Annotated in this window: 13 protein-coding genes; 4 read left to right on the forward strand and 9 right to left on the reverse strand. The window is 63.7% G+C overall.

Translation table 11 applies throughout. From position 1 onward, the window contains the following. The first annotated feature begins 1 nt into the window (after nt 1). Entirely contained in the window at nt 2-1,018 is a 1,017-nt protein-coding gene (locus V2B23_RS20715) for a DUF2804 domain-containing protein (protein WP_430952070.1), read from the forward strand. 85 nt (nt 1,019-1,103) lie between these two features. Here V2B23_RS20715 and V2B23_RS20720 read toward each other — a convergent pair whose 3' ends face one another. The 7 genes from V2B23_RS20720 to V2B23_RS20750 all read right to left on the reverse strand — a co-directional run bounded on the left by V2B23_RS20720 (nt 1,104) and on the right by V2B23_RS20750 (nt 8,644). Then, entirely contained in the window at nt 1,104-2,726 is a 1,623-nt protein-coding gene (locus tag V2B23_RS20720) for an amidohydrolase (RefSeq protein ID WP_430952071.1), read from the reverse strand. Nucleotides 2,727-2,734: 8 nt separating this feature from the next. Further along, the gene (locus V2B23_RS20725; RefSeq protein WP_430952072.1) at nt 2,735-4,921 is read right to left on the reverse strand and encodes an AAA family ATPase; all 2,187 of its coding nucleotides are present in this window, start codon (nt 4,919-4,921) and stop codon (nt 2,735-2,737) included. Between the two features lie 35 nt (nt 4,922-4,956). Beyond that, nucleotides 4,957-5,793 carry a CDP-alcohol phosphatidyltransferase family protein gene (locus V2B23_RS20730; protein WP_033235794.1) on the reverse strand — a complete coding sequence of 279 codons (837 nt, stop codon included), beginning with the start codon at nt 5,791-5,793 and terminating at the stop codon, nt 4,957-4,959. Between the two features lie 56 nt (nt 5,794-5,849). Then, entirely contained in the window at nt 5,850-6,563 is a 714-nt protein-coding gene (locus V2B23_RS20735; RefSeq protein ID WP_095886782.1) for a phosphatidylserine decarboxylase, read from the reverse strand. A 120-nt stretch (nt 6,564-6,683) separates the two neighbouring features. After that, nucleotides 6,684-7,706 carry a MerR family DNA-binding transcriptional regulator gene (locus V2B23_RS20740; protein ID WP_430952073.1) on the reverse strand — a complete coding sequence of 341 codons (1,023 nt, stop codon included), beginning with the start codon at nt 7,704-7,706 and terminating at the stop codon, nt 6,684-6,686. Further along, nucleotides 7,696-8,142, reverse strand: a complete 447-nt coding sequence (locus tag V2B23_RS20745) for a hypothetical protein (protein WP_430952074.1) — start codon at nt 8,140-8,142, stop codon at nt 7,696-7,698. The genes V2B23_RS20740 and V2B23_RS20745 overlap by 11 nt, the downstream gene beginning before the upstream one ends. Before the next feature lie 34 nt (nt 8,143-8,176). Next, nucleotides 8,177-8,644, reverse strand: a complete 468-nt coding sequence (locus tag V2B23_RS20750) for an SRPBCC family protein (RefSeq protein ID WP_430952075.1) — start codon at nt 8,642-8,644, stop codon at nt 8,177-8,179. A gap of 159 nt (nt 8,645-8,803) precedes the next feature. Between V2B23_RS20750 and V2B23_RS20755 the strand changes: the two genes are divergently transcribed. Then, complete coding sequence (locus V2B23_RS20755) at nt 8,804-10,234, forward strand: amino acid permease (RefSeq protein WP_371851293.1); 1,431 nt, start codon at nt 8,804-8,806, stop codon at nt 10,232-10,234. Here the strand turns inward: V2B23_RS20755 and V2B23_RS20760 are convergent. After that, on the reverse strand, nt 10,200-11,453 hold the full coding sequence (locus V2B23_RS20760) for an NAD(P)/FAD-dependent oxidoreductase (RefSeq protein WP_430952076.1): 1,254 nt from the start codon (nt 11,451-11,453) through the stop codon (nt 10,200-10,202). The two genes, V2B23_RS20755 and V2B23_RS20760, sit on opposite strands and share 35 nt — an antisense overlap. A 141-nt stretch (nt 11,454-11,594) precedes the next feature. Beyond that, complete coding sequence (locus V2B23_RS20765; RefSeq protein ID WP_430952077.1) at nt 11,595-12,740, reverse strand: PucR family transcriptional regulator; 1,146 nt, start codon at nt 12,738-12,740, stop codon at nt 11,595-11,597. Nucleotides 12,741-12,812: 72 nt separating this feature from the next. Between V2B23_RS20765 and V2B23_RS20770 the strand changes: the two genes are divergently transcribed. Both V2B23_RS20770 and V2B23_RS20775 read left to right on the forward strand, forming a co-directional pair. Continuing rightward, nucleotides 12,813-13,598, forward strand: coding sequence for an HAD-IIA family hydrolase (locus V2B23_RS20770; protein ID WP_172936344.1), 786 nt, complete (start codon nt 12,813-12,815; stop codon nt 13,596-13,598). An 81-nt stretch (nt 13,599-13,679) separates the two neighbouring features. Further along, nucleotides 13,680-14,237, forward strand: coding sequence for a DUF6764 family protein (locus V2B23_RS20775; RefSeq protein ID WP_430952078.1), 558 nt, complete (start codon nt 13,680-13,682; stop codon nt 14,235-14,237). The last annotated feature ends 128 nt before the right edge of the window (nt 14,238-14,365 follow it).

Raw genomic sequence — 14,365 nt, forward strand, 5'->3', positions numbered from 1 at the left:
TATGCAGAAATTGATGTCGCCAGGCCCGCTTCTCGATGCACGTGGGCACCTCGTAGAGGCGGGTTGGGCGCCGTCGGAGGTCAAGAGTTACCAGCGGTCGGCCGTCAAGGCACCCAAGTTCCGGCTCAAGGAGTGGGATTACTACTGCGTGCTCACACCGGAATACGGGATTGCGCTGACCGTCGCGGACAACGGCTACATGGGCCTGCTCGGGGTGTCGTGGCTGGATTTCACCACTCCGAGTGAGATCACGGAAAACGTCATGCTGCCCTTCCCGATGGGCAAACTCGGGTTGCCGCCCAGTGCGGATTCCGGCGACGTCGTGGTGTCGAAAGGCAAGGCGCGCTTCGAGTTCAGGCATGTCGACGGTGGTCGTCGGCTGATCGTGGACTACCCGGCATTCGACGGTGGCAAGGGATTGCACGCCGATCTGTTTCTCGAATGCCCTGCCGATGATCGAATGGTAATCGCCACGCCCTTTCCGAAGGCCGCGCGGTCGTTTTACTACAACCAGAAGGTCAACTGCCTGCCCGCTACCGGCAGCGTTCGGATCGGTTCGCAGGAGTACGCCTTTGCTCCGGAAGACGCTTTCGGAGTGCTGGATTGGGGCCGCGGGGTCTGGACCTACGACAACACCTGGTACTGGGGTTCGGCGTCGGGGTTGGTGAACGGTGAGAGGTTCGGCTTCAACATCGGCTACGGATTCGGTGACACCACGGCGGCCAGCGAGAACATCGTCTTTGTCAATGGTGTTGCGCACAAACTGGATCGCCTGGCGTTCGAGGTCCCACGAACCTACGACGGCGCGCCGTGGAACTTCACGAGCAACGACGGCCGCTTCGAGATGAAGTTCGAGCCGATCATCGACCGCGCCGCGAAACTCGACGTGGGTGTCCTGCGGTCCATTCAGCATCAGGTGTTCGGCAGGTTTACCGGCACGGTTGGTCTCGACGACGGCACAGCGGTGGAAGTCCGCGACCTCCTCGGGTTTGCGGAGGAAGTTCAGAACCGCTGGTAGGGGTGGGAGCTAGCACGGTTTGTGTAAGGCGAGCACCCTTTCCAGTCTGCTGGAGCCCGTGCTCACTGCGTGCAAACGGTGCTAACTAGCCGACGGAGTTCAGGTCTCCGTACACCGTTCGCCCCTCGAGGATGGTGGCGCGAACCTCGATGTCGGCCAATTCGGTGGGCACCACGTCGAGGGGATTGGCCGACAGCACAACAAGATCCGCGTAGGCGCCGGGGAAGATTGCGCCGATGCTCTCCTCGCTGAAGAGCTGCCATGCGGCGTTGACGGTATGAGCGCGCAGCGCCGCATCCACGGGGATACGTTCCTCCGGAGCTCGCACCTGGCCGCTCGGCGAGAGTCGGGTGACCGCGTCCTGCATGTTCCGCAGCGGGTTGGCCGGGGTGACCGGGCCGTCGTTGTGGAATGTGAAGCGCTGCCCGGCGGCAAGTGCGGAACCTGCTGCCGCCCACGCTCCGCCGTGCTCGGGGCCGAACAAATCGTCGACTAACACATCGCCCCAGTAGTGCAGGTGGTCGATGAAGATGCTGACGGTGACGCCCAATTCAGCGGCCCGGCGGAACTGATCCGCGCGCATGGCGCCGACATGTTCGAGGCGCAAGCGGTGATCGGTCCGCGGAAACTCCTGCAGCAGTTGCTCCCACGCGTCGAGCACCATCGTGATCGCGTTGTCGCCGTGGGCGTGGCAGGCGATCTGCCACCCCTGCTCGAAGTACGCGGCACTGATGTCGTGGATCTGCTCACCGGTGTAGTTGGCGTGCCCGTGGGTGCAGGCGATGCCGAGTCCGCGGGTAGCGGCTGTGTCGAGGTACGGGAAGCTGGTCGCGATGTTGCCGACCCACGGTGAACCGTCCGACCACACTTTGATGCCGATCTGCTTGACCAGATCGTCGCCCTCGCCGGGGGTGGCGTCGGTGGAGCGTTCCGGCGTCGACATTTCGTAGAGTCGGAACCTGGTGGTGAGTCCACCGGCGTCGGCAATTGCCTTCAATGCCGGGCGCATTCGTGGGTCGAACGACATTTCGGCAACGGTGGTGATGCCGGCTGCATTGAGCCGGGCGCACTCGGCAGCCAGCAGTTGGGGGTAGTCGCTCCCGATGGTCATCGCGTGGCCGGCAACGGCAAACACGGCAGGTGTCTCGTAGGCGGCGCCGTCGAGTTCCCCCGAGGAATCGTGGCCGTACGATCCGCCGATCGGATCGGGGGTGTCGCGGGTGATCCCGGCCTGCGCTGCTGCTGCGGAGTTGAAGTAGGCGACGTGGCCGGAGTTGTGCATGATCACAAGAGGGTGGTTCGGTGCGATCATGTCGAGCCATGCGAGCGTGGGTTCGGGTAAACCCGTCTGCAGCAAGGGGTCCCAGCCATTGAGCGATGCACCGGCCGCGCCGCGTGCTGCGACGGTGTCGATGACGGTGGTAACAACGGTATCCGCGTCCGCGATCGTGACGGGGCGGATGTCGACCACTGCCGGCCCGAGCACAATCGCCTCTTCGAGGGGGTGCCCGTGCGGTTCGATGAATCCGGGGAGAACGCAGGCAGTTCCGACGTCCACCACCCGGGTACCTTCGCCGATGAGCACGTCGATGTCGGCTCGCTCGCCCACCGCCGTGATCCGGCCACCGGTCACGGCCAGAGCGTTCGCGCGCGGAACGTCCTCGTGCATCGTGACGATGTCGCCATACAGAACCAGATCAGCATCCATGTCAGTCCTCATCGATTGTCGGCGTATGCCTGCAGGTGAGCGACCTGCTCGGGATCGAGTGATGGGCGGACCTTGTCGCGCGCGGTGGCTACGTCGGCGACGGTGACGTCGGCGGCGTCCATGCTGCGGCGCATGGCTGCCAGGGCGGCCTCGCGCAACAGGGCGGAGCAGTCGGCCGCCGAGTAGCCTTCCAGATCTACTGCCAACGCGTCGAGGTCGACATCTTCTGCCAGCGGCACCGACTTACCTGACGCCTTCAGAATTGCCTTGCGCGCGTCCGCATCCGGCGGCGGAACAAATACCAGGCGTTCCAATCTGCCTGGCCGCAGCAGTGCGGGGTCGATCAGATCAGGACGGTTGGTGGCGCCCAACACCACGACATCACGCAGCGGTTCGACGCCGTCCATCTCCGTCAGCAGGGCTGCGACGACGCGATCCGACACCCCGGAGTCCGAGCTCTGCCCGCGGCGCGGGGCGAGGGCGTCGATTTCGTCGAGGAAGATCAGTGAAGGAGCAGAATCGCGGGCGCGCTGGAACAATTCGCGCACCGCTTTTTCGGATGCTCCCACCCACTTGTCCATCAGCTCGGCGCCCTTGACGGCATGCACGCTCAGGTGGCCCGAACTGGCAAGGGCACGAACCAGATACGTCTTACCGCAGCCGGGCGGACCGTAGAGGAGGACGCCGCGGGGCGGGTCGACACCAAGGCGGGCAAAGGAATCGGGGTGCTGCAGTGGCCAGAGCACAGCCTCGGTAAGTGCCTGCTTGGTTTCGACCATATCGCCGACGTCGTCGAGAGTGACACTGCCAATGGACAATTCCTCGGTACTGGACCGGGACAGTGGCCGAATCACCTCGAGTGCTCCGACGAGGTCGTCCTGGGTGATCTCCGGAGCTTCGGCGGATTTGGATGCTCTGGTCGCGGCTCGCAGCGCGGCTTCACGGCACAACGCGGCAAGGTCGGCAACCACGAAGCCGGGGGCGCGGGAGGCGATGGCGTCGAGTTCGAGTGTGCCGGTGGGAACTCTGCGGAGCAGCAGTTCGAGGAGTGCCTTGCGGGTGGCACCGTCGGGCAGACTCAGCGCGAGTTCACGGTCGCACAGATCTTGACCCCGCAGGCGGGCGTCGACGGCTTCGGGGTGCGCCGACGTGGCGACAAACGCGACTCCGGGTGTGGCGACGGCACTGCGCAGTTGTTCGAGGATGAGCGCGGAGACGGGTTCGGGGGTGGCGGGCAGTAATGCATCGATATCGGTGATCAGGAGGACCCCACCGCCGCGCACGCCGGCTACGGCGTCGACGATGCGCTGGAGGCGGGTATTCGCTTCGGTTGCACCGACTCCTGGGCCGTCGAGTTCCACGAGCTTTCGTGCCGAGAGAACCGATCGGGCCAGTGTGGCTTTTCCGACCCCTGCCGGTCCGGTGATCAGAACACCGAGGTGCGGGGAAGCGCCGAGGGTGCGCAGCAGTTCCGGTTCGTCGAGCGCCAGGCCGAGCCATTCGGTGAGTTTGGCGGCCTGGGACTGCGCACCCACGAGGTGGTCGAGGGGAACGGCAGGGGTGGGCTCGGCAGCGACAGAGACAGGCGCAGCGACGCCGGCACCGGAAACGACACGGGCAACGCCGGCGGGACTGGCCGTTCCCCAGTCCACCGCCGAATTCGGCTGCACACTCACCGGCCCACCGGCCGGGTCGACCCCGGTGACGGTGAGCAGTTCCGACGTCCAGGCGACACCGAAGGTGCGGGAAAGAGCTTGAGTGGCTTCGGAAGTGCTGGTGCCCGGGCCCAAGTCGCGAGGGAGAAGCGAGACGGTATCGCCGACGCTCACGACCTTGCCGAGCAGGGCCTGGCGTAGAACGGTGGGGCTGATCGAGCGGGTTGCCATGGTGGAACCGGTGACGGAGACGGATCTGGCTCCGTACACCGTCACCGGACCCACCACGACGGAAGAGTTCTCGGTGAGACCCACATTGGACATCGTGACGTCGTCCAACAAGATCGTGCCCGCCGGTGTGCCGGTGGGGGCCCGGCCCGCGACGGCAGCGGTTCCGCGTGCGCCCATCAAGGCGATGGCATCCCACTCACGGATACCCAACGCCGCCAAGGCTTCGGGATGCAGGCGCACGACACCGCGTCGTAAATCTGCTGCGGAGGTGTTGAGTCGGACAGTCAGGGCGAGTTCCGGCGAAGTCACTCCCCGAGACTACGTCCTGACCTAGCGGTCCTGACCTAGCGAGGCCGACGCAAACCGAGGCGCACCATCGAGCGTCGTCCACCCGCTGTGGGCTGACGACGGATCGCCCGTCGCTCCGACGGCTTGATGTCCCACGTTTCCGGGCGCGCCGCCACCCAACGCTTGGAGCGGACGGCAAAGGGAATGTGAACCAGGTAGATCGCAATGAGGACGATCAGCAGCACGTACGGGAACGTGATCAGTGCGGCCGCGGTCAGGGCCACGAGCACCAGCAGCGCGGCAGCCATGTGCGGCGGCACGGATACCGATTTCATGGCCAGGGTCGGGATGCGGCTGACGATCAGGGCTGCCGAGAACAACATCCAGATGACAACAACTACCTGCGACGACCACCAACCGTCACCCCACTGGATGGTTGCGGCCAGGGGAGTGAGGGCGATCAGGGCGCCTGCGGGCGCGGGCACTCCGACAAAGTACTCGCGGGCATACGCGGGGACGTCGTCTTCGTCGAGCAGTGTATTGAACCGGGCCAGGCGCAACACGATGCTGACGGCGTAGACCAACGCGATTATCCAGCCGAAGTTGGTGTCGTCCAACAACGTCACGTACAGGACCAGCGCCGGGGCGACGCCGAACGAGATGGCATCCGACAGCGAATCGAGCTCGGCACCGATCTTGCTGGTCGCGTCGAGAAGCCGGGCGATCCGGCCGTCGAGTGAATCGAGGACCGCCGCAGCACCGACCATCGCGAGCGAGATGCCAGGCTCGCCGTCGAGTGCGAACTTGACGGCGGACAGGCCCGCACACAGCGCGAGGATGGTGATGACGGACGGCAACAACCGCACGGCTTGCGTGCGTTTGGGCACCTTCATGGCCGGGCTGGTTGTCACCACCGGTCTCTTCACGGCTGGCTTCATTCTCGGTGTCTTCACGGCAGTTGCGCGATGACGGTTTCAGCACCAATTGTGCGCTGACCTGGTTCGACCAGCAAGGTCGTTCCGGCCGGGAAGTACGTGTCGACGCGCGATCCGAAGCGGATCAGACCGTAGGTGTCACCGATAGGGAGGGAATCACCGACGCCGGCGTAGCAGACGATACGACGCGCCAGCAGACCGGCGATCTGTACGACGGCAACGTCGTGTCCGGTCGCGGTCTCGATGAGCATGCTGTTGCGCTCGTTGACCTCGCTGGCGTCGGCCAGGTCTGCGGAGAGGAACTTGCCCGGCTGGTGAACAACAGTCTTGACGGTGCCTCCGACGGGAGCGCGCTGGACGTGTACGTCCAGAACCGACAGGAAGATGCTCACGCGGGGTCGAGGTTCGCTGCCGAGGTTCAGTTCGGCTGGCGGGACGGCATTGTCGACCAGTGCGACCTCGCCGTCGGCCGGGGCCACGACGACGCCGATGCGGTTGGGCGGTACCCGGTGCGGGTGACGGAAGAAGGTGGCGCAGGCAGCTGCGGACACAAGGCCGGCTCGACGCACCCACTTACGGTTGCGACCCAGGGCTGCAACACCCAGCGGAGCCAGCACAAACGGTAGACCGGCGGGATGAAGCGGCGGAATCGCATGCCGAACCAGATCGACGATATGTCCGATTCCGGTGGGTTGCGGGGTTCCGGGGGGTGTGGGTCGGCGTGCCACAGGCTCCTCTAACTACTCGGTCGGTGTACTGCTGGCCGCACAGACACTACGGGGCGTCGTGCACCACTAGATTACGTGAGGCATCCATTACTGCGGCATCTGTTGTTGCGGGCAACTGTATTACTGATGCGCAGCCTGTATCGGCATCAAGTACGAGAAGTACCCGGGGTGGTCGGCGGTGCGGATAGCGAGGGGCAATGCCGCGCCGCTCGCTCGAATTACCAGTGCCCGGCCGGGTTGCGCGGCCGCGGCCTCGCGTAGTCGCTGCCGATCGACCAGCACTCGGAACCTCTCTGCGGGAACCACGTCAGCCGGATCGATCCGAGCGCTTCCGTCGGCGTCGACGCTCACGATCGCTGTTTCCGCGGTGCCGTTGAGCAGGGCGGCCAGTTGGTCGCCACTCAGTTCGGCTGCGCTGCGCTCTTCACGCAGGATGCGATGGTCCGGAAATTCACCGTCCTCGATGAGCGGACTCGACGCCGACCCGCCTGGATAAGACGCGGTCACAGTGCGGGTGGAGAAGGTGAGGGTCACGACTCCCGCGATGTCGCGCATCAATCGAGCAAAGGCGAGCGGAACGACTGCCGAGACGGTCAAGTTGGACCGCACGCTCACTTCTGCGACCGCTAGCCGGTACCGATCGGTGGTCACAAACGCCGCGACGCCGTCGTGAATGTCGATATGTACGCCGCGAAGGATCGGGAACTCCGAGTCCGCGTCCACGGCAAAAAGCACGGCGTCGAGTGCGCGTCGTACATCCCAGGAATCGAGGTCCACGCCGGTAGCGGTCGGCCGGGAATCGATGAGCCGATGGATTCGATCGAGTTCGGCTCGGGCGTCGGCGAGCCCGTCTTCGAGATTGCGCAAGTGCGCGTCCAACCGCGAGTGCGGGTCAGGTCCGGTCAGGACGGCTGTCATCTCCCGAACCGGAACCCCGACGCGCCGCATGCCCGCGATCAGGCGAGCGTCGCGAAGTTGGTCGTCGGTGTACCAGCGATAACCGGTGTGGGGGTCGACGGAGTGCGGAACCAGCACGCCTTCCTTGTCGTAGAAGCGAAGCGCACTGATCGGTAGCGCCGACGCCCGCGCCATCTCGCCGATTGTCAGGAGCGCAGGGGTCAGGAGCGCGGGGCTAGTGGTCACGATCGAATTCTGCCCGCAATCGCGCGATGCCGTCCCGAATCATTCGGCCGTATCCGTCGTCGGTGAGTATTGCGGCCGCGTCTTCGGCCTTGGTCAGATGCTCGTGAGCCTCGCTGGCTCGGCCGAGTTTGTTGTAGTCGGCGGCCAGGTTGAGGTGCAACGACGGGTAGAAGCCGGCAACCTGCAGTGTCGAATGGTGTTCTTGCGCTCGCGCATCGGTCAGCGAATCAGCCGCCTCGAGCGCGCGTAGATCCCACCGGAGTTCGTCGGCGGGATCGTCCTGAACGTCGGCCATGTAGTGCGCGAGGGTGACAACGTGTAGCGGGTCAGTGCCGACGTCACGCCACACGCTTTCGAACGCAGAGCGAGCCCCGGCCCGATCGCCGGAGCTCGCCAATTCTTGTGCCTGCATTATTCGATTCATCACGGGATCCATGAAAGGGATCCTGGAGTCTCGACCTGGTCGAGGGTCAAGCGGGAACGCTTGCAGCCTCAGCTTCGTTCTTCACCCGCTCGAGGGTGGCGTTCATGCCCTTGACGAGTTCGACCTCGAAGCTGTCGTTGCCACCGAAGACCGTCTTGACCAGGAACTGTGAGACCTGGGACGTTCCGGTGGGAGCTTCACGACGCTCGGTGAGCTTGGTTCCGGTTTCGGTCGCTTCGATGTTGTACGACCAGATGGTGCGGTTCTCGGCGATGCGGAACGCGACGGACTTGTTGGGCTCGAACCGAACAACCTTCGCTGTTGTCGGCCAGACGAGAAGGCCCTTGCGGTTGATGTTCAGCGTCTTGGCGCCTTCACGGACGGTGCCACCGATGACCTTCATCTTCTTGCACTGGGGGCTCCATTCGCCCATCCGCTGGAGGTCGGCGACGATGGCCCACACATCCTGCGGGGATGCGTTGATGTCGATGCTGGCTTCGAGGGTGTTGGACAATGGTTTCTCCAGTCAATTTGATGATACGGCGAGTTACAAACACTTTTGCCGACGGTACGCGATACGTCAATACCCGATGTGCCTCAGGTCACCCTACGGCCAGGTCGCAGGGGTGGGCGGGAGGCTGGCGGCCGGTAGCGGACAATAGACGGCGCACGCATGCCTGCCATCCGACTGGAGTACCGAGTGAACACCGACGCCTTGCCCGACGAACGGGCCGGACTCAAGAGGGGGCTGACGGCGCGGCACATTCGTTTCATTGCTCTGGGATCGGCAATCGGAACGGGACTTTTCTACGGCAGCGCCGAAGCGATCAAGCGCGCCGGGCCGTCGGTTCTGCTGGCATACCTGATCGGTGGCCTCGCGGTGTATCTGGTGCTGCGCGCTCTCGGTGAGATGGCGGTACGCAACCCAGTCTCCGGTTCGTTCAGCGAATACGCCAACCAGCATCTGGGACCGCTCGCCGGATTCATGACGGGGTGGACGTACACGTTCGAGATGGTGATCGTCTGTCTTGCCGACGTCACCGCTTTCGGTCTGTACATGCAGTTCTGGTTCCCGGACGTGCCACGCTGGATCTGGGTTCTGGCGGTCGTCTTCTTCATCGGCGCCCTGAACCTGTTGAGCGTCAAGGTGTTCGGCGAGCTCGAGTTCTGGTTCACGCTCGTCAAGATCACCGCGATCATCGCGATGATCGTAGGTGGCATCGCGATCATCGTGTTTGGATTCGGCGTGCACGACACCGACGCGGGAGTCAGCAATCTGTGGTCAGACGGCGGATTCTTCGCAACCGGAATCGGCGGATTCCTCGCGTGCTTTGCGATCGTCATGTTTGCGTTCGGCGGTACCGAAATCATCGGAATCACAGCCGGCGAGGCAGAAGACCCGGCGCGCACCATCCGAAAAGCGGTCAACACCGTTCCGGTACGCATCATTCTCTTCTACGTCTGCACCCTGGCGGTCATCATGATCATCATTCCGTGGCAGACCATCACCAGCGACAACAGTCCCTTTGTGCAGATCTTCGAGAACCTCGGATTGGGTACCGCTGCTTCGATACTCAACATCGTGGTCATCACTGCCGCACTCTCCGCTATCAACAGCGACGTGTTCGGCGCCGGCCGCATGATGTTCGGCATGTCCCACGCCGGTCAAGCGCCGCAGGTCATGAAGAAGGTGTCCCGCAACGGAGTTCCGTGGATGACCGTTGTCATCATGACCGTTGCGTTGCTGGTCGGCGTCGTGCTCAACTACCTGATCCCGGACCAGGTTTTCCTCGTGATCGCGTCGCTCGCGACCTTCGCCACCATCTTCGTGTGGGTCATGATCCTGCTGTCGCAGTTCCGTTCACGACGCCAGATGAGCGCCGACGAAACAGCGGCACTGAAGTTTCCAGTGCCGCTGTGGCCGTACGGTCAGATCTTCGCGATCGGTTTCCTGGTGTTCGTCATCATCTTGCTGGGCGTCATCTCCGACACCCGCGTTGCTCTACTGGTGGGCGCCGGGTGGCTCGTCCTGCTGGCCGGCGCGTACTACAAGTGGGTGAAACCCGCGGTCAGCGCAGCGGATCGAAGTGGCGCATCACAGTAGGCATCGTGCCTGCCGTCATCGACTCCGCCATCATCTTTCCGGTCAACGGGCCCAACGCGATTCCCCACATTCCGTGACCACCCGCGACGTGGACACGCGGCGACTTCGTGGCACCGATCAACGGCAACCCGTCAGTGGTGCAGGGGCGTGAGCCGACCCATTCCTCTTCGCGCGCAGTCCAGTCGATGCCGCGGAGCATGGGCTTTGCAGCATCGATGATCGCCTGCACCCGGCGCGGATCCAATGGTGCGTCCGGGCTGCGGAATTCCATCATTCCGGCGACGCGGAACCTGTCGTGCAGCGGTGTGCACGCCACCCGCTGGGTGGGGAAGTACACCGGGTTCTTGGGCAGGTGATCTGGTGTGACGCTGAAACTGTAGCCGCGTCCCGCCTGCACCAGCTTGCGAACACCGAACGGCGCGGCCAGCTTGTTCAATCGAGCGCCGCTGGAAATCACGACGGCATCTGCCGCACGCGAATCACCGTTGGCGGAGCGAACACTCACACCGTCGGCGCGGTCGTTGATCGCCGCGACATCGAACCCGGTGACAATCTCGGCGCCACGTTCACGGACCGCGTCGGCCAACGAGTTCACGAATTGCGGGGGATCGATGAAACGCTGACCACGCAACCGGATTCCGGCCTTCACACCATTGCCGAGGGTTGGCTCGAGCGAGTGGATCGCATCGTGGTCGAGGAGATCGAAGTCGACCTCGCCGCCGGCGGCTTCCACATGACGGAACTCCTCAACCAAGTTCTCGCGGTCCTGCTCCGACGCAAACGCCGCGAGGAACGGATCAGCCAGGCGGGTGTGTTCCTTGACGCCACCGTCGGCCAGTTCGTCGAATGCGCTCAGCGCAGTGCGGTTCACCTCGGTGTAGACGGACATTGCTTCCTGCCACTTCGAGGGGGTGCAGTGGCGAGCAAATCCGACCAGGAACCGGATCAGTTTCAGATCGGTTGTCAGCGGAACATACACCGGGGACGACGGGCTGAGCATCGCGCGCAGGCCGTACTGAAGGACAGCAGGTTCGGGGAGCGGAAGCGTGAGTGCGGGAGCGAGCCAGCCGGCATTTCCCCAGCTTGCATCGGCGGCGACGCCATCTCGATCGACGACGGTGACGTCGACTCCACGTTCCTGGAGGAACCAAGCCGTCGACAATCCGACCATGCCTGCGCCGACCACGACCACACGATCGGGGCTCTGACGAGTTCCCATGACCTGCTCCTTTAGCTCCGTTGACATGCGAGACGCCGGTCACACCGGCTCTGTTTCAAGCATGGGCTGAGGGGAGGGCAAAAGGAGTGGCCGTTCGGCCACAGGTAGAGATCAAGCATTGTGCATATGCACAACGGGCGATCAATTGCGCAGTTTGAACTGAAGCATCAGGATCAGTCGAGTGTCCGCATCGGTTAGGTCAACCCCGCACATCTCCTTGCAGCGGCGTAGCCGATTGCGGAGGGTGTTGGGGTGAACGTGCAGTGCTGCGGAAGAATTCGCGACATCACCGCCCTTGTCGAGGAAGGTGCGGGCCGTGGCGACAAGCTCGCTGCCATGCCGGCGGTCGTGCTCTTCCAAGGAGCCCAGAGGTGTGGTGTCGCCCAGTCCGTCGAAGATGTCGGCAACATGCAATGCCAGCACCGAGGCCAAGGTGTCGTTCATACCCGCGACAATCCCGCCGGACCGGTTGTGCCGCAGCGCGCCCAGAACGTGGTCGGCGTCGGCGCGTGACAGATGGCATTCGCTTGCGGATTTCACAGTGCGGCCCACCGCAACGGCAAGTTGTGCGCGTTCGCGGGCGCGGCTGAGAAAGTCATCCAGCAATCGACGGGTGTTTGCTTCGTCGGCGGCGACAACAAGATACGTCGAGTCGATCAGCTGCGCGATTACGGCGTCGACGGCAAGTGTGTCGAGATACAAACCCAACGACGCCGCGACGGTGCTCGGCATGAATCCGGTTGTCGCTCCAACCGCTACTACGGTCAGTGGTCCATGCAGTCGCAGGTCCTCGGCGGCGCGGAATGCTTGCTCGCCGCCGCCGATCAGTGCTTTGACTCGCTCGGTTTGGCGTCGTCTGGTGCTGTTGATCCGGTCGCGCTCGGACGCGATGTGCTCGGCAACCACGGATACAGCGGCGCGCAGTGTCGATTCCTGCGTCGGCGTCGGCTCGCCTGCGAGTGCCACCCAGATAGACCCGACGGCAATGTTGTTCTCTCGCACGGCGATGACAAGCCGGGGAGTGATCGCCGGATCGTCGAGGTTGACGTAGATAGGGTCCGTCTCCCGATGGAGGCGCTCGAAAACGCCTGCATTCGAGAGTAGTTCGCGAATTCGGCCGGGTACCTGCCGGCCGAGGATGGTTCCGATCCGAGCCTCGTCCACGGCTTGTTCACCGCCGGAGTAGGCAAGGACGGTCGAGTTCTCGTCTTCGATCGTGACGGGGGCTCCGAGTAATTCCGCCAAGGACCCCGCGACGGTGAAGAGATCGTCGTCGCGCAGGTCCATGAGGCTGAGCCTACTGAGCTGGTTCGTTTCGTGTGGTGCGACGCGTGGGGGTTGCAACTATAGGCTGGTGCAATGGCTGACATCGAAGGTGTTCTGTTCGACATCGACGGAGTCCTACTCACGTCCTGGCAGCCCATCGAGGGTGCCGGCGAGGCGGTCCGCGATGTGCGTAGTCGAGGCTTGGCGTGTGGGTTTCTCACCAACACCACTTCCCGCAGTTCGACCCTGATTGCGGAGGGGTTGTGTGACGCCGGAATTGCCGTCGAGCCCAGCCAGATTGTCACTGCAGCAAGGCTCACCGCGGAGTACGTGCGCACCACGTATCCCGAAGCGAAGGCCTGGGTGCTCAACAACGGCGATGTGTCCAGCGACCTCGAGGGAATCGAACTGGTCGACAAGAACCCGGATGTTGTCATCCTCGGCGGCGCCGGCCCCGAATTCACTCACGAGGCACTGAGTCAGGTGCTCGAATATTTGCTCGACGGTGTCCCGGTGGTCGCGATGCACCGCGGAATGATGTGGGAGACCGATACGGGCTTGCGGATCGACACCGGAACGTATCTACCGGGTTTCGAGGAAGTTGCCGGCGTCAACATCGCCGCCGTCGGCAAGCCGTCGCTCACGGGCTTTCTCGCGGCCACCGAATTGATGGACGTCGACGCCGAAGCGACAGTCATGGTGGGAGACGATCTGATCGGCGACATCCTTTCGTCGCAAAGAGTCGGGTTGACCGGAGTTCTGGTGCGTACCGGCAAGTTTCGGCAGGCAGTGCTCGAATTGGCAACGCAACAGCCGGACTATGTCATCGATTCCGTGGCGGATCTTCCGGGCTTGTTGGAAACCTTGCTCGAGTCGTGACCTGCAATGCGTGACGGCGCGTCATAAGAGCGGGTACTCTCGCGCCCGAATCCATGAACGTGTTCCAAGAAGGAGTTTTCTATGCCCTTGATCTCGTCAGTCTGGTTCCGCCGCTCGTCCTCACGAGTTAACGGAAGTACCAGTAGTCGGTTGGGGGGCCGCCTGGCGAGAACAGGGGCTGTGGTGACTGCGGGGATGGGCTTGGTTGCGGGGCTGGCGCTGGCCGGCGGGGGAGTCGCTTCTGCTGCACCTGTCACATGTGTGTCGCCGCCGTTGGTCAACGACATTCAGGTGTCGGACACCGCGAGCTGTGGCGCACAGGCTGTTGGAGCGGGACGCTCGCAGGCCGGCGCCATGGAGAGCGGCACGGCCGTCAGCGTCTCGGCTGACAACAGCTACACCAACACGTACGCCAACGGTTTCGGAACGGCTCTCGGTGCTTCGCGCGGTAACGGTCAGGCGCACGCCTACGCGCTCGGTGGCGGCATCGCCCGCGCCGGTGCGGCCGACGGAAACTTCACTGTTGCCATCGCCGGTTGGGGAGCGGGAGCGACGGCTGACGCCAACGGAGTCAACTGCATGGGCAACTTGTCCTTCGCGGTGAACTTCACCAACGGGCAGTTCTGCCTCGCCGGTTGAGTCTTGACCTTGCACTCGGCACGCTCGAGTGCTAAAAATGCAATTGGCACTCGCGAGCTGTGAGTGCCAGGTCGAGTCAGTGAGACCGGGAACCATCGACACCCCCGGTCGTCCGTCGCGGGCACTGA

The sequence above is a fragment of the Rhodococcus sp. 24CO genome (assembly GCF_050586165.1).
GTDB lineage: Bacteria > Actinomycetota > Actinomycetes > Mycobacteriales > Mycobacteriaceae > Rhodococcus_F.

What these genes read in the sequence shown, in the direction of transcription:
- V2B23_RS20715 (WP_430952070.1), top strand. Translation starts at nt 2, where the DNA reads ATGCAGAAATTGATGTCGCCAGGCCCGCTTCTCGATGCACGTGGGCAC.
- V2B23_RS20720 (WP_430952071.1), bottom strand. Translation starts at nt 2,726, where the DNA reads ATGGATGCTGATCTGGTTCTGTATGGCGACATCGTCACGATGCACGAG.
- V2B23_RS20730 (WP_033235794.1), bottom strand. Translation starts at nt 5,793, where the DNA reads ATGAAGGTGCCCAAACGCACGCAAGCCGTGCGGTTGTTGCCGTCCGTC.
- V2B23_RS20745 (WP_430952074.1), bottom strand. Translation starts at nt 8,142, where the DNA reads ATGGATCCCGTGATGAATCGAATAATGCAGGCACAAGAATTGGCGAGC.
- V2B23_RS20755 (WP_371851293.1), top strand. Translation starts at nt 8,804, where the DNA reads ATGCCTGCCATCCGACTGGAGTACCGAGTGAACACCGACGCCTTGCCC.
- V2B23_RS20760 (WP_430952076.1), bottom strand. Translation starts at nt 11,453, where the DNA reads ATGGGAACTCGTCAGAGCCCCGATCGTGTGGTCGTGGTCGGCGCAGGC.
- V2B23_RS20765 (WP_430952077.1), bottom strand. Translation starts at nt 12,740, where the DNA reads ATGGACCTGCGCGACGACGATCTCTTCACCGTCGCGGGGTCCTTGGCG.
- V2B23_RS20770 (WP_172936344.1), top strand. Translation starts at nt 12,813, where the DNA reads ATGGCTGACATCGAAGGTGTTCTGTTCGACATCGACGGAGTCCTACTC.
- V2B23_RS20775 (WP_430952078.1), top strand. Translation starts at nt 13,680, where the DNA reads ATGCCCTTGATCTCGTCAGTCTGGTTCCGCCGCTCGTCCTCACGAGTT.